Below are 18,854 nucleotides of genomic sequence, written 5' to 3'. Positions count from 1 at the left end.
GAGCTCCGGATCAGCAGATGGGCCTGGCGAAGGACCCGACTAGCGCGAGCTGTCGACGGCGGTGCCTGCGGAAGTCCTGGCGAGGGCGCCGCAGTGCGCGTCAGCCCGGTGCATGGGCATCTCGGTCAGCCCGGGGAAGTAGACGTGCAGGCTCACGGCGGGCTCGAGGGAGTCGTTGACGATCTCGTGGACGTAGCCCGGCGCGAAGACGCGCTGTGCGCCGGCGCCCAGGGCGCGGCGTGCGCGCCGGTCGTCGCCGGAGTGCTCGGTCAGCTCGCCGCGCAGCACGGTCAGAACGCCGGAGGAGCGGCCGTGGTCGTGCAGCCCGCTGCCCTGCCCGGGCACCCAGCTCAGCAGCCAGACCTCGTAGCCGGGGCCGGTGCGCAGCCGGTGGTACCAGCGGCTGGCGGCGTCGTAGCGCACGAGCGGGGCCCAGGAGGCGGTGTCGGCGGCCAGGGTGCGGGCCAGGCCGGCGAACTCGGCGACGGTGGCGGGGTGGGCGGCGGGCGGCGGCATCAGGTGCGGGACGGCGAGCGGGTCGCCGGCGATCTGGACGTCGCTGTTCATGTGAGTGGGTTCCTCGGCGGTATGCGGGCGGCGGCACGGGGCGGGCGGGAGCCGTGACGAGCGGGAGCGCGAGCGGAAAGGGGTACGTCCGTACCGGAGCGGGCACGGGCCCGGCGGTATCGGCAGAACCGGAAAGCGGCCCCGGAGGGGCGGAGGGATCAGCTGGAGCGGAAGCGTCGCGGCATCAACAGCTGGAACAGCGACAGCGCGCCTGGACAGCACAGCGGGACCCGTAGGCACGGGTCAGGCTGAGAGTCCCCATGGCAGAGGCCAGGGGAAGCGAGGTCGCTGGCATGCGAACAAGGAGACCGGCTCGATGGGCCTGTGTCAACCGAGTGTCCCTTTTGGTGGCAAATTCTCACTCGTCCGGTTACTGAGTGGGACAAAAGGTTTGCGTTGCGGAGTGTGCGGACAGTGGGGCGGCGAGTGGAGTCGTAAACATCGTTCTGTCCCTGTGTGGGCGGGGATGATCCAGCCCACTGCAACGGCTCCGCCGTACGTCGCGTCCTCTCCTGTGAGCGGGAAGGGCGAGGCGCTTGTGACGAGTGGGAGAAGTGTCCACTCTTGTGGCGGTTTGGCAACTTTCCGCTCAGCCTTGGTTCCGCAGAGTGAATAAGGGGCCCAATAGCAGATCCCGGCTTGACTGCCCCGGATCGGCGCACTTGTAATTTCACTCGTGTCGTTCTGCCGCATCTGACGCGCGGCAGCACACGGGGACGCAATGACAGACGAGGGGCGCACATGACCGAGCTGTTCCAGCAACTGCTGGTCGAGGAGGCGGACGAGGAGCTCGGCTGGCAGGAGCGCGCGTTGTGCGCTCAGACCGACCCCGAGTCCTTCTTTCCCGAAAAGGGCGGATCCACACGTGAGGCGAAGAAGGTCTGCCTTGCCTGTGAAGTTCGTTCCGAATGCCTGGAATATGCCCTTGCCAACGACGAACGCTTCGGGATCTGGGGCGGTTTGTCCGAGCGCGAACGCCGCCGCCTCAAGAAGGCCGCGGTCTGAGACCGGCGTCATGATCTGACGAGATGTCTTGTCGAGGACCGGTCCAGGGGACTGAGGGGCCGTCGGCTCCAGCCACTCCCGCAGCACGATTCATACCGCACGGTCCGCCTCTCGCACCCCGCAAGCGAGAGGCGGACCGCTGTGTTCGCAGCCACTAGTGTGGGGGCCCGTCCGAGACGTACCGACGCCCCGCGCGGGCGCTCACACGTCCACTGCAGTCTCCACTGAACCGGGGCCCGCACCTGCCATGTTCGACCCCACCATTCCCCCGGCGTTCCCCCGTCACGTCGTCACCGCCGTGCTCGTCGCCCACGACGGCGCCCGCTGGCTGCCCGACGCCCTCTCCGGCCTGCTCGGCCAGGAACGGCCCGTCCAGCACGCCGTCGCCGCCGACACCGGCAGCGCCGACGACTCCCGGCGGCTGCTGGCCGACGCCCTCGGCGCCGGCCACGTCCTGCACCTCGCCCGCCGCTCCGGCTTCGGCGCGGCCGTCGCCGAGGCGGTGCGCACGGCCCCCGTGCAGGGCGCCGACGACCTGCCGTACCTGCGGCGCTCCAGCGGTTGGGACCCGGTCGGGCGCACCTGGACCGAGGACGCCCACGGCGCCGACCTCGAACCCGTGCAGTGGCTGTGGCTGCTCCACGACGACTGCGCACCCGAGCCGGGCGCCCTGCACGAACTGCTGCGCGTGGCCGACGCCGAGCCGGACGCCGCCGTCATCGGACCCAAGCTCCGCAGCTGGTACGACCGCAGACAGCTGCTGGAGACCGGCGTCTCCATCGCCCGCAGCGGCCGCCGCTGGACCGGCCTGGAGCGCCGCGAACAGGACCAGGGCCAGCACGACCAGGTACGGACCGTGCTGGCCGTCTCCACCGCCGGCATGCTCATCCGCCGCGACGTGTGGGACGAGCTCGGCGGCTTCGACGCCCGCCTGCCCCTCATGCGCGACGACGTCGACCTGTGCTGGCGCGCCCACGCCGCCGGCCACCGCGTGCTCGTCGCCCCCGAGGCCGTCCTGCGCCACGCCGAGGCCGCCGCCCGCGAGCGCCGCCCCGTCGACTGCGTCGGCCGCCACGCCGTCAACCCGCACCGCGTCGACAAGGCCGGAGCCGTCTACACCCTCCTGGCCAACACGCGCGGCGCGCTCCTGCCGTACGTCATGCTCCGGCTCGTCCTGAGCACCCTGCTGCGCACCCTCGGCTACCTCGTGGGCAAGGCCCCCGGCCAGGCGCTCGACGAACTCGCCGGGTTCGCCGGAGTGCTGCTGCGCCCGGGGCGCATCCGCGCGGCGCGCAAGCGGCGCGGCGAGCCCCGCACCGCGCCGGGCGACCTGCGCCCGCTCTTCCCGCCGCCCGGCGCGACCGTCCGCGCCACCGTCGAGCAGCTCGCGAGCGACTTCGGCGGCCGCGGCGACGACGGGCTCCCGGCCGCCGGACGCCACGGCGCCGTCGAGTCCGGCCCCGGCGGGGACGACGCGGACTATCTGGAGGTCGAGCAGTTCGCCCGCCTCAGACGCGTCGCCCGCAAACCCGCGCCCGTCCTCTTCGCCCTGCTGCTGCTCGTCTCCGCCGTCGCCTGCCGTGGCCTGTTCGGCGGCGGCGCGCTCTCCGGCGGCGCCCTGCTGCCCGTACCCGACCAGGCCTCGGCCCTGTGGGCGGCCTACACCGACGGCTGGCACCCGGTCGGCGTGGGCAGCACCGACGGCGCGCCCCCGTACCTGGCCGTCCTCGCGGGGCTCACGACGCTCTTCCTGGGGTCCACCGGCTTCACGCTCACGCTGCTGCTGGTCTGCTCCGTGCCGCTGGCCGGCCTGACCGCCTACTTCGCCTCCCGCCCGCTGATCCACTCCCGGCTGCTGCGGGCGTGGGCGGCCGTCGCCTACGCCTTCCTGCCGGCCGCCACCGGCGCGCTGGCCACGGGCCGGCTGGGCACCGCCGTCCTGGCGGTGCTGCTGCCGCTCCTGGCCCGCACGGCCGTCGCGGCGACGGGCCTGCGCGTCCCCGGCGCCCGGCCCACCTGGCGGGCCGCTTGGGCCTGTGCGTTGCTGCTGACCGTCACGACCGCGTTCACGCCGGTGGTGTGGCCCCTCGCGCTGCTGCTGGGGCTCGGCGCGCTCGTCCTGCACTGCGCGCGCGGCGGCGCGGCCCAGGCGGCCCTACACGGCCCGCGCCTGCTCGCGATGGCCGCCACCCCGGTGCTGGTCCTCGCGCCCTGGTCGCTGGGGCTGTTCACCGACCCCGCCCGCTTCCTGACCGAGGCCGGGTTGGAGTACGGGCACCCGGACGCCTCCGCGCTGCAGCTGCTGGTGGCCGACCCGGGCGGCCCCAAGACCTCCGGTGCCCTGCTGTTGGCCGGGGTGGTCCTGGCCGCGCTGGCCGCCCTGCTGCGCGCCGACCGCGTGCTCGCCGTCCGGACCGCCTGGGCCACGGCGCTGACCGCGCTGCTGTGCGCGGCGGTGGCGGGCGGCTCCGCCTGGGCGGGGCCCGCCACCCTGCTCTACGGCCTCGCCCTGATCGCCGCGGCCGTCGTCGGGGCCGAGGGCGCCCGCGAGCGCGTCGCGGCGCAGAGCTTCGGCTGGCGGCAGCCCGTCGCCGGCCTCATCGCCCTCACCGCCGGCGCCGCCCCGCTCGTCGCCGCCGTCGTCTGGATGGCCGGCGGCGCGGCCGGCCCGCTGGAGCGGCGCGACCCCGTGCAGGTCCCGGCGTTCGTCGCCGAGGAGGCGAGCACCCGCGACCAGGCCCGCACCCTGATGCTGGGCGGCGACGACGGCCGGGTGACGTACACGCTCGTGCGCGGCTCGGGCGCGCGCCTGGGCGACGCCGAGCCGGCGGCCGCCGCCGGGCGCGACGAGAAGCTCGGCGCCGTGGTCGCCCACCTCGTCGCGGGCTCCGGCGCCGACCAGGCGGGCCGCCTCGCCGACTACGCCGTCGGCTATGTGCTCGTCCGCGACAGCGCGCCCGGCCGGACGGCCCGCGTCCTGGACGCGACCCCCGGCCTGACGCGGCTCAGCCAGGAGGACCACAGCGCGCTGTGGCGGGTGGACCGACAGGTCGCCCGCGTCACGATCGTCAGCGGGACGCCTCAGGCGGACGGCAGCCGGCGGGCCGCGCCCGTACCCGTGGCGGCCGGCCGCGTCACGGCGCGCACCACTGTTCCGGCCGGCTCCGGCGACCGCGTGCTGCGGATCGCCGACAAGGCCGCGCCCGGCTGGCACGCCACGCTCGACGGGCATGCCCTCGAACGCGTCACCGTCGACGGCTGGGCCCAGGGCTTCCGGCTGCCGGCCGGGGGCGGCAAGCTCTCCCTGACCTACGAGACCTCCGGTGCCCGTACCGCGTGGCTGTGGACGCAGGGGCTGCTCGCCGTCGTCCTGGTGGTCCTCGCGCTGCCGGGCCGTCGCCGGAAGGTCGACGACGACCTGCCGGAGTCCGGCGCCGAGGCGGTGGCGGCGGCCCCCGTGCCGGCGCAGGCCGGGCCCACGGAGGGCCGCCGGGCGCGCAGGCTGCGCGCGGCCGCGGAGGGTGCGGGGACCGCGGGCGCCGCTGCCGCGGTGCCGCAGCAGTCCGCGCCGGAGCCCGCTCCCGCCGACCCGTACGTCCCGTACGAGCAACCGGCCGCGGCCGACGCCGACCCCTATGCCGCCGTGCCGCACCAGCAGCAGTACACCGAGTGGGACCAGGGCTACGGCGGCTACGGACAGCAACAGCCGTATCAAGAGGGCGGCGAGGCCGGCTACGGCGCCGGCCACGACGGCTCGTACCCCCAGCAGGCCTCCTACCCGGGCCAGCCCGGTCACCACCCGGCGGACCCCTACGCGGACGGCGCGTACGACCCGTACGGCTATGGACAGCAGCAGCCCTACCGCGGCGGGAGCGACCAGCAGTGAAGCGCACCACCCTGTCCCTGTTCGCCGTCACGGCGTCGCTCGCCGTCGTCACCGGCGTCGCCGCGCTCAACCCGCCCTCGGACGACGACGGGAGCGGCGCGAAGACGACCGCCGCCCGGATGCCCGTCCAGCGCTCCACGCTGCTGTGCCCGGCGCCCACCTCCTCGGAGGTGGGCGACACGGCGTACACCGCCTTCACCCCGCCGGGCAAGGCGGCCGCGGCCCGCGCCTTGGCGGCGGACCTGCTGCCCGCGGCGGGCCCGGCACGGGCGGCCGCCAGGAAGGACGAGCCGAAGAAGGACGGCGGGAAGGACGGCAAGAAGGCCGAAGCGGCCGACGCCAAGAAGGACGACCCGGACAAGCCCGTCCTCTCCCTCAAGGAGCCCGGCAAGCCCGTCACCGCCTCCACGAGCCGCTCCGACGCCCCCGCCCTCATCGGCACCGCCGACGGGCCGCTCGCCCCGGGCTGGACCGCGCAGCAGACCACGACCGTCGCCGCGGGCAGCGGGCGCGGACTGCACGGCGTCGTGTGCGCGGCCCCCGACACGTCCTTCTGGTTCCCCGGCGCGAGCACCGCCAAGGGCCGCCAGGACTACGTCCACCTGACCAACCCCGACGGCGCAGCGGCCGTCGTCGACCTCGAGCTGTACGGCAAGGACGGCAGGATCAAGTCCCCCACGGGGGACGGCGTCAACATCCCGCCGCGCTCCACCGTCCCCGTTCTGTTGTCCACCCTCACGGACGTGGCGGACGAGAACCTCACCCTGCACGTGGCGGCCCGCTCCGGCCGGGTGGGGGCCGCGGTGCAGGCGTCCGACGAGAAGCACGGCGGCGACTGGCTGCCGGCGTCCGCCGACGTGTCACCGAACGTCGTGCTGCCCGGCATTCCGGCCGACGCCACGTCCGTACGGCTCGTCGCCTTCGCACCAGGCACGGACGACGCGGACGTGAAGCTGCGGCTCGCGGGGCCGGGCGGTTCCATCACCCCGGCCGGCCACGAGTCGCTGCACATCAGGAGCGGGACGACCGCGGCGGTCGACCTGGGGGACATCACCAAGGGCGAGGCGGGTTCGCTGCTGCTGACCGCGGAGCGCGGCAGCGCGCCGGTCGTGGCGGCGCTGCGCGTGACGCGCGGCAAGGACGACAAGCAGGAGACGGCGTTCATCCCCGCCACGGCCCCCGTCCTCGAACGCGGCACGGTGGCCGACAACCGCTCCAAGGGCAGCACGCTGTCCCTGGTCGCCCCCGGCAAGGACGCCCAGGTGAAGGTGGTCGCGTCGGCGGGCAGCGAGGGCGGCACCGCGGTCAGCCGGACCTACACCGTCAAGGCCGGCACCACGCTGGCCGTGGAGCCGCCCCAGCCGGGCGGCGGCAAGGGCGCGTACGCACTGACGGTGGAGAAGGTCTCCGGCGGGCCGGTGCACGCCTCGCGGATGCTCGCGCTGCCCAAGGACGGCGTCCCGATGTTCACGATCCAGCCCGTTCCGGACGACCGTTCGACGGTGGCGGTGCCGGAGACGGAGCAGGACCTGTCGATGCTGAACGACTGACGGGCGGTCGGCTCAGTCCTGCCCGTAGCGCGGGTCCACCGATTCGGGCGCGAGCCCCAGCAGCTCGGCGACCTGCTCCACCACGACCTCGTGGACCAGCAGGGCCCGCTCGTCGCGGGTCTTGGTCCGGATCTCCACCGGACGGCGGTAGACGACGATCCGGTCCGGCTCGTCGCCGTGCGCGGCCACGTACCGGCCGAGCGGCACGCTCTCGCCGTCGAGCAGGGCGTCCAGGGGGTCGACGGCCCCCGTCCCGGCGTCGGGGAGCGGCACCTCGCGGACCGCGAAGTCGACGGCCGCCAGTTGCGGCCAGCGCCGCTCCAGCCGCTCCGCCGAGTCCTGGACCAGGTCGACGAAGGCCTCGGCCCGGGTGACCGACAGCGGCACCTGAGGGGGCGCGATAGGGCCGCGCATGCCGCGTCCGTGGCGGTCGCGGTGGCGCGGTCGCGGCCCGGTCGGGCCGGAGGCACCCCCGGCGTCGGAATGGGGAGGTACGGGGCTGTCCATCACCCCCGAGGGTATCCGCCGCCCGGCCGTACGCACGCGGTAGCGGCCCATCTCAGGGCATGTCGCATGATGAGCGTTCCGGCCAGCTATGCGATCAATTACAGTCAGCTCCCCGACCGGCGTTCTCCTGCCGAATGACACTATGTGTGCCTGGTGGTGACAGTTTTCTTTGCCGTCGGAGGCCTTGCCCGCCGGGGCCCGGCCAGGTCGACCAGGCCGTTCGACAAATGGTGTCCACCGGACGAACCGGGACGACACGGAGGAGTGAGCCGGGGGTGAGTCGTCGCGGCCCGCTCAAGAGTGCGGTACCGTCCCACCTCGTGAGCCCTGTACGTCGCTGTTCGCGCACCGCGTGCGGCCGCCCGGCCGTCGCGACGCTGACGTACGTCTACGCCGATTCGACCGCCGTCCTCGGCCCGCTCGCCACCTACGCCGAACCCCACTGCTACGACCTGTGCGCCGAGCACTCCGAGCGCCTGACCGCACCGCGCGGCTGGGACGTCGTCCGTCTCGCCGTCGACAGCGGCCCCAACCGCCCCAGCGGTGACGATCTCGAAGCCCTCGCCAACGCCGTGCGCGAAGCGGCCCGCCCCCAGGAGCGCCCCACGGGCCCCGGGCCGGGCACGATCACCCCCACCGGCCGGAGCGCCGACCCGATGGAGGTCGCCCGCCGAGGCCACCTCAGGGTGCTGCGCTCGCCGGACTCCTGACGGGCCGTACCCCTTCCGCGCCCCCGCTCCTGACGGCCCGTACTCCGTCCGGACCCCGTGCGGCATCCGGACCCCCGCTCCCGGCAGGTAGGTTTGTTGTCCCGAACCGGACTCCAGGAGGGGTTGGCTGTGGCTGATCTGTCGCAGATCGTGAAGGCGTACGACGTGCGCGGCGTGGTGCCCGACCAGTGGGACGCCGCCCTGGCCGAGCTGTTCGGCGCCGCCTTCGTCCAGGTGACCGGAGCGAGCGCGATCGTGGTCGGCCACGACATGCGCCCCTCCTCGCCGGAGCTCTCCCGCGCCTTCGCACGCGGCGCCGCCGCCCGCGGCGTGGACGTCACCGAGATCGGTCTGTGCTCCACCGACCAGCTCTACTTCGCCAGCGGCCGGCTCGACCTGCCCGGCGCCATGTTCACGGCCAGCCACAACCCCGCGCAGTACAACGGCATCAAGCTGTGCCGCGCGGGCGCCGCCCCGGTCGGCCAGGACACCGGACTCGCCGACATCCGCACCCTCGTGGAGCAGTGGCTGGAGGCCGGCGCGCCCGAGCCCGCCGCCACACCGGGCGGGATCACCCAGCAGGACGTCCTCGCGGACTACGCCGCGCACCTGCGCTCCCTGGTCGACCTCACCCGGATCCGGCCCCTGAAGGTCGTCGTCGACGCGGGCAACGGCATGGGCGGCCACACCGTCCCCACCGTCTTCGACGGGCTGCCCCTCGACCTCGTCCCCATGTACTTCGAGCTGGACGGCACGTTCCCCAACCACGAGGCCAACCCGCTCGACCCCAAGAACATCGTCGACCTGCAGGCCAAGGTCCGCGAGACCGGCGCGGACATCGGCCTCGCCTTCGACGGCGACGCCGATCGCTGCTTCGTGGTGGACGAGCGCGGCGAGCCCGTCCCGCCGTCCGCGATCACCGCGCTGGTCGCCGCCCGCGAGCTGGCCAAGTCCCCCGGCGCCACCGTCATCCACAACCTGATCACGTCGTGGTCGGTGCCCGAGGTCGTCAAGGAGCAGGGCGGCACCGCCGTCCGCACCCGCGTGGGGCACTCCTTCATCAAGGAGGAGATGGCCCGCAGCGGCGCGATCTTCGGCGGCGAGCACTCCGCGCACTACTACTTCCGCGACTTCTGGAACGCCGACACCGGCATGCTCGCCGCCCTCCACGTCCTCGCGGCGCTCGGCGGCCAGGGCGGACCGCTCTCCGAGCTGGTGCGCCAGTACGACCGCTACGCCGCCTCCGGCGAGATCAACTCCACCGTCGCCGACCAGGCCGGCCGCGCCGCCGCCGTCAAGGCCGCCTACGAGGGCCTCGAGGGCGCCCAGCTGGACGACCTCGACGGCCTGACCGTCACCACCGCCGACTGGTGGTTCAACCTGCGCGCCTCCAACACCGAGCCGCTGCTGCGCCTGAATGTGGAGGCCCGGGACGCCGCCACGGTCGCGCGCGTGCGCGACGAGGTACTGGCGATCGTCCGCGCCTGATCGTCCACGTCCGCGCCTGATCGTCCACGTCCGCCCGTACGGGCCCGGTCGTCCCGTCCGGGCCCGATCCTCGGCCTGATCGTCCGGCCTGATCCTCCATGCCGAGGACAGACAGCGGGGTCGGGCCGGGAAAGAACCGCCGGACACCCCCGAGGGCTTACGCTGGCCCCACAGAACCGCACATCCCCGAAGGGAAACCCCATGCCGCTCGAAGCCGGCCTCCTGGAGATCCTCGCCTGCCCGGCCTGCCACACCTCCCTCCGCGAGGAGAGCGCCACCGAGGAGACCCCCGAGCTGGTGTGCGAGAGCCAGAGCTGCGGCCTGGCCTACCCCATCCGCGACGGCATCCCCGTCCTGCTCGTGGACGAGGCCCGCCGCCCCGCCTGAACCGCCCGTCCCGCCCTGCTGCCGGCCCGTTAACCCGCACCCCACGGCGATCGGAGACTGATCAACGGTGTTCGACGAGTCCCTTCTCGACAACCCCGACGGCCTCTCCCGCGCCGATCTCCACGGCCTGCTCCGGGGCGCCGCCGAGTCCGGCGCCCGGGTCCGCACGGCCGCGCGCAACGCCGCGGAGGCAGGCGTCGGCGCCCTCGAACCGGACGGCCGCCCGCGCGCCGTCCTGGTCGCCGGCCCCGGCCCGGCGAGCGGCTCCACCGCCGACCTGCTCGCCGCGCTCGCCGGGGACACCTGCCCCGTCACCCTGATCCGCCCGGCAGGCGTGGCCCCCGCCCCCGGAGCCCTGCGCTGGACGCTCCCCGGCTGGACCGGCCCCCTCGACCTGCTGCTCGTCGCCAGCCCGGACGGTACGGAACCGGGCCTCGCCCTGCTCCTGGAACAGGCCTACCGGCGCGGCTGCTCCGTCGTCTGCGTCGCCCCGGCCGGCTCCCCGCTCGCCGAGGCCACCGTCCAGGCCCGCGGCCTGGCCATCCCGCTGACCACCATGCCGTACGAGGCCGCCATGTCCGGCGGCGAGCCCGGCGAGGCGGGGAAGAGCGGCAAGGGGACCGAGGGCGCGGCGGCCGAGGCCGCCGTGCTGCCCGCCGGCCCCGGCACGCTCTGGTCCCTGGTCACCCCGCTGCTCGCCCTCGCCGACCGCGTCGGGATGCTCACTGCCCCACCCGCGGCCCTGGAATCGCTGGCCGACCGCCTCGACCGCATCGCCGAGCGCTGCGGACCGGCCATCGCCACCTACAGCAACCCCGCCAAGACCCTGGCGGCCGAGCTGGCCGACACCCTGCCGCTGATCTGGACCGAGGGCGAGCTCGCCGCCGCGGCCGGCCGCCGCTTCGCGACGGTCCTCGCCGCCCTCGCCGGCGCCCCCGCCCTCGTCGCCGAGCTCCCCGAGGCGCTCACCGCGCACGGCACCCTCCTCGCGGGGGTCTTCGCCGCCGGCGCCGACCCCGAGGACTTCTTCCGCGACCGGGTCGAGGAGCCCGAGGCCCTGCACGCCCGGGTCGTCCTGGTCCGCGAACGCGAACCGGCCGTCACCTCGCCCGCCCCCGCCGCCCGCGAACTGGCCCTGCACCGCGACACCCCCGTCAGCGAGCTCGAGGCCAGCGAGGGCAGCAGCCCGCTGGAGACCGCCGCCGAGCTCTTGGCCATCACGGACTTCGCCGCCGTTTACCTGGCGCTCGCCTCCAGCCCGTAGACACCTCCGCAAGCACCCGCGAGCACAGGAGCCCACGCAGCGAGCCGAGCCGCGTCAGCGCCGAACAGTCAGGAACCGCCCCATGGACCGCCTCGTCAACACCGTGCGCCCCTACGCCTGGGGCTCCACCACCGCGATCCCCGAGCTCCTCGGCACCCCGCCCACCGGCGAACCCCAGGCCGAGCTGTGGATGGGCGCCCACCCCGCGGCACCCTCCCGCATCGACCGCGGCGCCGGCGCGCTCCCGCTCGGCGAGGCCGTCGCCGCCGACCCCGAGGGCGAGCTCGGCGCCGACGCCGTGCGGCGCTTCGGCCCCCGGCTGCCCTTCCTGCTCAAGGTCCTCGCCGCCGCCGACCCGCTCTCCCTCCAGGTCCACCCCGACCCCGACCAGGCCCGCGCCGGCTTCGCCGACGAAGAGGCACGCGGCATCCGGCTCGACGCCCCGCACCGCAACTACAAGGACGCGAGCCACAAGCCCGAGCTCATCTGCGCCCTGACGCCCTTCGACGGACTGTGCGGCTTCCGCGCCCCCGACGCCACCGCCGAACTCCTCGCCGCGCTCGACGTCGACTCCCTCAAGCCCTACGCCGACCTCCTGCACGCCCACCCCGAGAGCGCCGCCCTGCGCGAGGTCCTCACCGCCGTGCTCAGCGCCGAGCGCACCGCCATGGCCGAGACGGTCGACCGGGCTGCGGCCGCCGCCGGCCGGCTCGCCGACCGCGACGGCCCGCACCGCGCCGCGTACGCCGCCTACGCCTCCATCGCCCGGCACTACCCCGGCGACCCCGGCGTCATCGCCGCCATGCTCCTCAACCACATCCGCCTCCAGCCCGGCGAGGCCCTCTACCTGGGGGCCGGAGTCCCGCACGCCTACCTCGAGGGCCTGGGCATCGAGATCATGGCCAACTCCGACAACGTGCTGCGCTGCGGCCTGACCCCCAAGCACGTCGACGTCCCCGAGCTGCTGCGCGTCGTCCGCTTCGAGGCGACGACGCCCGCCGTCCTGCGCCCGGAGGCCGACGTCGACGGCTCCGAGGTGTACGCGACGCCCGCCCCGGAGTTCCGCCTCTCCCGCTACGCGCTCGCCGCCGGCTCCCCGCCGCACCCCCTCGACGCCCGCACCGCCCAGATCCTCCTGTGCACCGCCGGCACCGCCCGGCTGCGGGGCGGGGACGGCGCCGAACTGACCCTGGCGCGCGGCGAGTCCGCCTTCGTACGGGCGGGGGAGCGGGCCGAGCTGGACGGCGAGGGGTCGGTCTTCCGCGCCACAGTGGCCTCCTGACACGCGCTCCGGCGCGGTGGCTGCGACAATGACCGGCCGTAACCCCGTAAAGGGAAAGCAAAGCAGCCGCTGTGGCGGAAGGGACATCCCGCACCCATGAGTGCATCAGGCGGAACCAAGGCCATCGTCGCCGCGCTGGGGGCCAACCTGGCCATCGCGGTCGCGAAGTTCGTCGCGTTCGCGTTCAGCGGCTCGTCGTCGATGCTCGCCGAGGGCGTGCACTCGGTCGCCGACTCCGGCAACCAGGCACTGCTGCTGCTCGGCGGCAAGAAGGCGCAGAAGAAGGCCAGCGAGGAACACCCCTTCGGCTACGGCCGTGAGCGCTACATCTACGGCTTCCTCGTCTCCATCGTGCTCTTCACCATCGGTGGCGTCTTCGCGCTCTACGAGGGCTACGAGAAGATCCAGCACCCGCACGAGCTGGAGAACTGGTACTGGCCGATCGGCGTGCTCGTCTTCGCCATCATCGCGGAGAGCTTCTCCTTCCGGACCGCCATCAAGGAGTCGAACGAGCTGCGGGGCACCCAGTCGTGGAGCTCCTTCATCCGTACGGCCAAGGCGCCCGAACTGCCCGTGGTGCTGCTGGAGGACTTCGGCGCCCTCGTCGGCCTCGTCCTCGCCCTCGGCGGCGTCGGCCTGACGCTCGCCACGGGTGACGGCGTCTGGGACGGCATCGGCACGCTGTGCATCGGCGCGCTGCTCGTCCTGATCGCACTGGTCCTGGCCGCCGAGACCAAGTCCCTCCTGCTGGGCGAGGCCGCCGGCCCGGCGGACGTCGCCAGGATCCGCGCCGCGGCCGTCGACGGCGAGTCGGTCACCGCGGTCATCCACATGCGCACCCTGCACCTGGGCCCCGAGGAACTCCTGGTCGCCGCCAAGATCGCAGTCCGGAGCGAGGACACCGCGATCCAGGTAGCCCGCGCGATCGACGCCGCGGAGGCCCGCATCCGCGAGGCGGTCCCGATCGCCAGGGTCATCTACCTGGAACCGGACGTCTACAACGAGGAAGCCGCAGCCGCGGGCGAAGACCCGATGGCGACTCCCGGCGGCCGCTGACAGAATCCAGCCCGTCCGGCGGGCAACAAATCAGCCCGTCCGGCGTTTGAGGACCGGGGGCCCGGGGGCGGAGCCCCCGAGTACGGCAACCACTGAGCCCGTCCGGCGATTGAGGACCGGGGTCCGGGGCGGAGCCCCGGTTACGGGAAGGGGCGGGGTGGGGAAAGATCCCTCCCCGCCCGGCCCCGGGGACGAGATGGGCACCCCTACCGAACCTCGGCCAGCACCCGCAGCACCGCATCCCCACCCCCCGCCCCCAACAACCGCTCCCGAAACCCCGCATCCAACAACTTCCGCGCCAACAACGCCAAAATCCGCAAGTGCTCGTCCCCCGCCGCCCCCACCGGCACCGCGATCATGAAGACGAGCCGCGCCGGCGTACCGTCCAGCGCCCCCCACTCGATGCCGTCGGCAGACCGGGCGAAGCCCACGACCGGTGCCGTGACGGCATCCGTCTTCGCGTGCGGGATCGCGATCTCCTCGCCCAGACCGGTCGTCCCCAGCTCCTCGCGGGCCAGGACCGCGTCCACGAGGGCGTCGACGTCCGTCACCTTGCCGCCGGCCGCCAGCAGTTCGGCCATCTCCCGGATCGCCGCCACCTTGTCGCGCGCGGCGAGTTCCCGCCGCACGGTCGCCCCGGTGAGGTAACCCGAGAGCACCTCGGGCGGACCCTCCGGCCCGGTCCCACCGGTCCCACCGGCACCCCGGGGCACGGCCGACGGCCCGACGGCATCCGCACCCGCCCGCTGCCCAGGCGCCAGCTGCCCAGGCGCCCGCCCGGTGGACGAGCCGCCCACAGCCATGAGGGTGACCGTCGTCAGCGCGGTCACCACCGTCCCCACAGCCACCGCGATCAAGAACATCGGCACCCCGCCCACCGCCCCCAGCACGGCCACGATCGGCCCGCCGTGCGGCACGCTGTCCGTGACCCCCGCGAGCCCCGCGATGGCACCCGCCACCGCGCCGCCCAGCATGTTGGCCGGAATCACCCGTGCGGGCCGCGCCGCCGCGAACGGGATCGCGCCCTCGGTGATGCCGAAGAAACCCATGAACAGCGCCGCCAGCCCGGTCTCCCGCTCCTGCTCGTCGAACAACCCGCGCCGCAGCAGCGTGGCCAGTCCCTGACCGAGCGGCGGTACCGGAATGGCCGCCGCACACATGCCCATGATCTCCGGGTTCTTGGAGACCAGCCCCGCGCCGAACAGGAACGCCGTCTTGTTGACCGGACCGCCCATGTCGAACGCGATCATGAGGCCCAGAATGACGCCGAGCAGGGCGGCGCTCGTACCGGTCAGACCGCCGAGCCAGGTGGTGAGGTGCTCGAAGACCCAGGAGATCGGGCGCCCGAGGACGTAGATGAAGAAGAGGCCGACGGCCGAGGTCGCCAGCACCGGGATCACGATGACCGGCATGATCGGCCGGACGAACCTCGGTACTTCGACCTTCTTGATCCACAGGACGAGGTAACCGGCGAGGAAGCCCGTCACGATCGCCCCGATGAAGCCCGCGCCCGACTCGGAGTCGTACAGCGCGCCCGTGTTGGCGATCCAGCCCCCGATCATGCCGGGTACGAGCGCGGGACGGTCGGCGATCGCGTAGGCGATGTAGCCCGACAGGATCGGGATCATCAGCTTGAAGCCGATGTCCCCGATGTCGAAGACGTGCTTCCAGAACGAGCCCTCCGGGATCACCAGCCCGCCGTCCGCCTGGGGATGACCGCCCAGCGCGAGCGACACCGCGATCAGCAGACCGCCCACGACGACGAACGGAATCATGTACGAGACGCCGTTCATCAGCGCCTTGTACGTGACGCCGCGCCCCGTGCCGCCACCGGGTACCCCACCCCGGGCCACCGCCCGCCCGGCACCGGAACCGGCCCCTCCACCGGGCTCGTGGACCGGAGCGTCCCGTACCCGCTCGATCAACTGCTCGGGATGGTGGATGCCCTCGGCCACCCCCACGGACAGCACCCGCTTGCCGGCGAACCGGCCGAGGTCGACGTCCTTGTCGGCCGCGACGATGACGCCGTCGGCCTCGCCGACATCGTTGTCGGTCAGGACGTTCTCCGCACCGATCGAGCCCTGGGTCTCCACCTTGATGTCGTGACCGAGCGCCTCCGCCGCCTGCTGCAGCTTCTCCGCCGCCATATAGGTGTGCGCGATGCCCGTCGGGCAGGCGGTCACGGCAAGCAATTTGAGCCGTCGTCCGCTCCTTGCCGCAGGGGCGGGCGGATCGGCTGATGGCGTCACGGGGTCTCCTCACCACTCATCACTGCTCGCATCCTGCAACACCTGACGGACTGACGGACAGACCGACGGACAGGAGGTCCGGGGCGAGTCAGCAACTTGTCGAAAGGGGGCTGGGGCTCCTCCGGTGCCCCGGTGTAGATTCGGGGCAGAGCCAGACGTCGCTGCTGATGGCGGTCGGGCGGGCCGCGGACGCGGCTCGGCCGAGGGAGAGAGGGCCTCCGACGGACTGCGCTGCGGCCAGGGGACCAGTGTGGGCGGACACACGCGCACGCTGGGCTTGACCGCGTGCACAGCCGTACCCAACGCCCGCTCACCCCACAGGAGGAGCAGCCCGTATGACTACCACCACCGGCCGGGATTTCAAGGTCGCGGACCTGTCGTTGGCGGCCTTCGGTCGTAAGGAGATCACCCTCGCCGAGCACGAGATGCCCGGCCTGATGGCGATCCGCAAGGAGTACGCGGAGACGCAGCCGCTGGCCGGCGCCCGCATCACCGGCTCGCTGCACATGACCGTGCAGACCGCGGTGCTGATCGAGACCCTCGTGGCGCTGGGCGCACAGGTGCGCTGGGCGTCCTGCAACATCTTCTCCACCCAGGACCACGCGGCCGCCGCCATCGCCGTCGGCCCGGAGGGCACCCCCGAGGACCCGCAGGGCGTCCCCGTCTTCGCCTGGAAGGGCGAGACGCTGGAGGAGTACTGGTGGTGCACGGAGCAGGCGCTGACCTGGCCGAACACCCCCACCGGCGGCCCGAACATGATCCTCGACGACGGTGGTGACGCCACCCTCCTGGTCCACAAGGGCGTCGAGTTCGAGAAGGCGGGCTCCGCCCCCGACCCGGCGACGGCGGACAGCGAGGAGTACGCGCAGATCCTCACGCTCCTCAACCGCACCCTGACCGAGAACCCGCAGAAGTGGACCCAGCTGGCGTCCGAGATCCGCGGTGTCACCGAGGAGACCACCACCGGCGTCCACCGCCTGTACGAGATGCAGCAGGCCGGCACGCTGCTCTTCCCCGCGATCAACGTCAACGACGCGGTGACGAAGTCGAAGTTCGACAACAAGTACGGCTGCCGCCACTCCCTCATCGACGGCATCAACCGCGCCACCGACGTCCTGATCGGCGGCAAGGTCGCCGTCGTCTGCGGCTACGGCGACGTGGGCAAGGGCTGCGCGGAGTCGCTCCGCGGCCAGGGCGCCCGGGTGATCGTCACCGAGATCGACCCGATCAACGCCCTCCAGGCGGCCATGGACGGCTACCAGGTCACCACCCTGGACGAGGTCGTCGAGACCGCCGACATCTTCGTCACCACCACGGGCAACAAGGACATCATCATGGCCGCCGACATGGCCAAGATGAAGCACCAGGCCATCGTCGGCAACATCGGCCACTTCGACAACGAGATCGACATGGCGGGCCTGGCGAAGCTCCCCGGCATCGTCAAGGACGAGGTCAAGCCCCAGGTCCACACCTGGACCTTCCCCGACGGCAAGGTGCTCATCGTGCTGTCCGAGGGCCGCCTGCTCAACCTGGGCAACGCCACCGGTCACCCGTCCTTCGTCATGTCGAACTCCTTCGCGGACCAGACCCTGGCCCAGATCGAGCTCTACACGAAGCCCGAGTCCTACCCGACCGACGTCTACGTCCTGCCCAAGCTCCTGGACGAGAAGGTGGCCCGCCTCCACCTCGACGCCCTCGGCGTGAAGCTCACGACGCTGCGCCCCGAGCAGGCGTCGTACATCGGCGTGCCGGTCGAGGGCCCGTACAAGCCCGACCACTACCGCTACTGACAGCAGCCGGATCCACGGCAGCTGCCTGAGCACCTGATAGAACAGGCCCCCGCCCCCAGGGCGGGGGCCTGTCCCGTTCGCGTCAAGGACTTCACCACCATGCCCCGCGGCCGCTACTCCCTTTACGACCCCCACGATCACTCCCCCCTCGGCGACGAGCGCTTCCACTGCGCCCCCGGCCCCTCCGGCTGGCGCTACGTCTCCCAGACCACCGACCCCTCCGGCGCCCCCGCCGGCTCGGTCGACCTCGCCATCGACGACCTCGGCCGCCCCATCCGTCTCCAGCTCCAGAGCGCCGACTGGCAGGTGCGCGGCGCCGCCCTCGAGGGCGTCACCTGGGTCCGCACCGACCCCACCGGCGAGCACGCGACGGAAGGAAACGTCCGCGCCCACGCCTTCACCGGCGCTTCCCCCGCCTTCTACGTGGCCATCGCCCGCCTCCTCCAGCTGTCCCCCGGCCAGGGAGCGACACGAATCCGCCTCGTCCACTTCACCGCCCCGGTCCTCGCCCCCCTTACGGTCGACCAGTCGTGGGCCCTGGTCGCCAGGACAGCACACGACACTGACAACGGCCCGCTCGAAGTGGACGAGTACCAGGTCAGCGCCCTGGACACGGGGGAGCAGTACGCGGTGCACCTCGCCGGCGACGTGGTGCTCTCGGCCCCCGGCGTGGAGCTCGAGGACCTGGAGACCCCGCCGTCGTCCTTCGGGACCCTTTGAACCTGGTACTGTTCTCTTCGCCCCACAAAGACCGTTGACACGGGATGCGTGGGGAGGTAGATTCGAACGGTTGCGACGAAGTGGACCCAGTCCACTGCAACGGTTAGGATCTGACCAGCTTCGGTCAGTGAGAACATCACACAACGAAGCGCCTCGACTCCCTTCAGGAATCGGAAAGCCGATGGAAATCGGCCGGAAGAAATTCTGATAAAGTCGAAACGCCCCGCCAACAGGGGGCCGGAAACGGAATTCAGACCGGAAACGGACTGGAAAACGGATCTGGTAAGGTTGGAAACAACGAAGGGAAGCGCCCGGAGGAAAGCCCGAGAGGGTGAGTACAAAGGAAGCGTCCGTTCCTTGAGAACTCAACAGCGTGCCAAAAGTCAACGCCAG

The 18,854-nt window shown here is 72.9% G+C and carries 14 protein-coding genes; 11 read left to right on the top strand and 3 right to left on the bottom strand.

Features of this window, described 5'->3' with window-relative positions:
* Positions 1 to 39 precede the first annotated feature (39 nt).
* Positions 40 to 567: a cysteine dioxygenase family protein gene (locus tag AB0G59_RS28045; RefSeq protein ID WP_360917231.1), complete on the bottom strand. Its 528-nt coding sequence runs from the start codon at positions 565 to 567 to the stop codon at positions 40 to 42.
* 741 nt (positions 568 to 1,308) lie between these two features.
* On the opposite strand from AB0G59_RS28045, the gene AB0G59_RS28040 reads away from it, so the two are divergent.
* The 3 genes from AB0G59_RS28040 (at position 1,309) to AB0G59_RS28030 (ending at position 7,008) form a co-directional block, all read left to right on the top strand.
* A complete protein-coding gene (locus tag AB0G59_RS28040; RefSeq protein ID WP_004952403.1) occupies positions 1,309 to 1,572 on the top strand; it encodes a WhiB family transcriptional regulator in 264 nt (87 codons plus the stop codon).
* A 247-nt stretch (positions 1,573 to 1,819) separates the two neighbouring features.
* Positions 1,820 to 5,458 carry a glycosyltransferase family 2 protein gene (locus AB0G59_RS28035; protein ID WP_360917228.1) on the top strand — a complete coding sequence of 1,213 codons (3,639 nt, stop codon included), beginning with the start codon at positions 1,820 to 1,822 and terminating at the stop codon, positions 5,456 to 5,458.
* Positions 5,455 to 7,008 (top strand): DUF5719 family protein, encoded by a 1,554-nt coding sequence (locus AB0G59_RS28030; RefSeq protein WP_360917225.1) that lies wholly within the window; start codon positions 5,455 to 5,457, stop codon positions 7,006 to 7,008. Before AB0G59_RS28035 ends, AB0G59_RS28030 begins: the two co-directional genes overlap by 4 nt.
* Positions 7,009 to 7,020: 12 nt before the next feature.
* Here the strand turns inward: AB0G59_RS28030 and AB0G59_RS28025 are convergent, their stop codons facing one another.
* Positions 7,021 to 7,515: a metallopeptidase family protein gene (locus AB0G59_RS28025; protein ID WP_360917222.1), complete on the bottom strand. Its 495-nt coding sequence runs from the start codon at positions 7,513 to 7,515 to the stop codon at positions 7,021 to 7,023.
* A 227-nt stretch (positions 7,516 to 7,742) separates the two neighbouring features.
* Between AB0G59_RS28025 and AB0G59_RS28020 the strand changes: the two genes are divergently transcribed.
* The 6 genes from AB0G59_RS28020 (at position 7,743) to AB0G59_RS27995 (ending at position 13,702) form a co-directional block, all read left to right on the top strand.
* On the top strand, positions 7,743 to 8,225 hold the full coding sequence (locus AB0G59_RS28020) for a DUF3499 domain-containing protein (RefSeq protein WP_360917220.1): 483 nt from the start codon (positions 7,743 to 7,745) through the stop codon (positions 8,223 to 8,225).
* A gap of 129 nt (positions 8,226 to 8,354) precedes the next feature.
* Positions 8,355 to 9,713, top strand: coding sequence for a phosphomannomutase/phosphoglucomutase (locus tag AB0G59_RS28015; protein WP_360917217.1), 1,359 nt, complete (start codon positions 8,355 to 8,357; stop codon positions 9,711 to 9,713).
* Positions 9,714 to 9,914: 201 nt separating this feature from the next.
* Positions 9,915 to 10,100 carry a Trm112 family protein gene (locus AB0G59_RS28010; protein ID WP_360917214.1) on the top strand — a complete coding sequence of 62 codons (186 nt, stop codon included), beginning with the start codon at positions 9,915 to 9,917 and terminating at the stop codon, positions 10,098 to 10,100.
* Between the two features lie 67 nt (positions 10,101 to 10,167).
* On the top strand, positions 10,168 to 11,364 hold the full coding sequence (locus AB0G59_RS28005) for an SIS domain-containing protein (RefSeq protein WP_360917211.1): 1,197 nt from the start codon (positions 10,168 to 10,170) through the stop codon (positions 11,362 to 11,364).
* A gap of 82 nt (positions 11,365 to 11,446) precedes the next feature.
* Positions 11,447 to 12,646, top strand: a complete 1,200-nt coding sequence (gene manA, locus AB0G59_RS28000; protein ID WP_360917208.1) for a mannose-6-phosphate isomerase, class I — start codon at positions 11,447 to 11,449, stop codon at positions 12,644 to 12,646.
* Between the two features lie 96 nt (positions 12,647 to 12,742).
* Complete coding sequence (locus tag AB0G59_RS27995) at positions 12,743 to 13,702, top strand: cation diffusion facilitator family transporter (RefSeq protein WP_360917206.1); 960 nt, start codon at positions 12,743 to 12,745, stop codon at positions 13,700 to 13,702.
* Positions 13,703 to 13,908: 206 nt separating this feature from the next.
* Here AB0G59_RS27995 and AB0G59_RS27990 read toward each other — a convergent pair whose 3' ends face one another.
* A complete protein-coding gene (locus tag AB0G59_RS27990; protein ID WP_360917203.1) occupies positions 13,909 to 15,951 on the bottom strand; it encodes a fructose-specific PTS transporter subunit EIIC in 2,043 nt (680 codons plus the stop codon).
* 335 nt (positions 15,952 to 16,286) lie between these two features.
* Here AB0G59_RS27990 and ahcY point away from each other — a divergent pair, with 335 nt between their 5' ends.
* Both ahcY and AB0G59_RS27980 read left to right on the top strand, forming a co-directional pair.
* Positions 16,287 to 17,741 (top strand): adenosylhomocysteinase, encoded by a 1,455-nt coding sequence (gene ahcY, locus AB0G59_RS27985; RefSeq protein WP_360917200.1) that lies wholly within the window; start codon positions 16,287 to 16,289, stop codon positions 17,739 to 17,741.
* A gap of 99 nt (positions 17,742 to 17,840) precedes the next feature.
* Positions 17,841 to 18,461: a hypothetical protein gene (locus AB0G59_RS27980; protein WP_360917197.1), complete on the top strand. Its 621-nt coding sequence runs from the start codon at positions 17,841 to 17,843 to the stop codon at positions 18,459 to 18,461.
* Positions 18,462 to 18,854 lie beyond the last annotated feature (393 nt).

The sequence above is a fragment of the Streptomyces sp. NPDC021096 genome (genome assembly GCF_040641275.1).
Lineage (GTDB): Bacteria > Actinomycetota > Actinomycetes > Streptomycetales > Streptomycetaceae > Streptomyces.
This window is presented reverse-complemented; position numbering and strand designations above follow the sequence as displayed.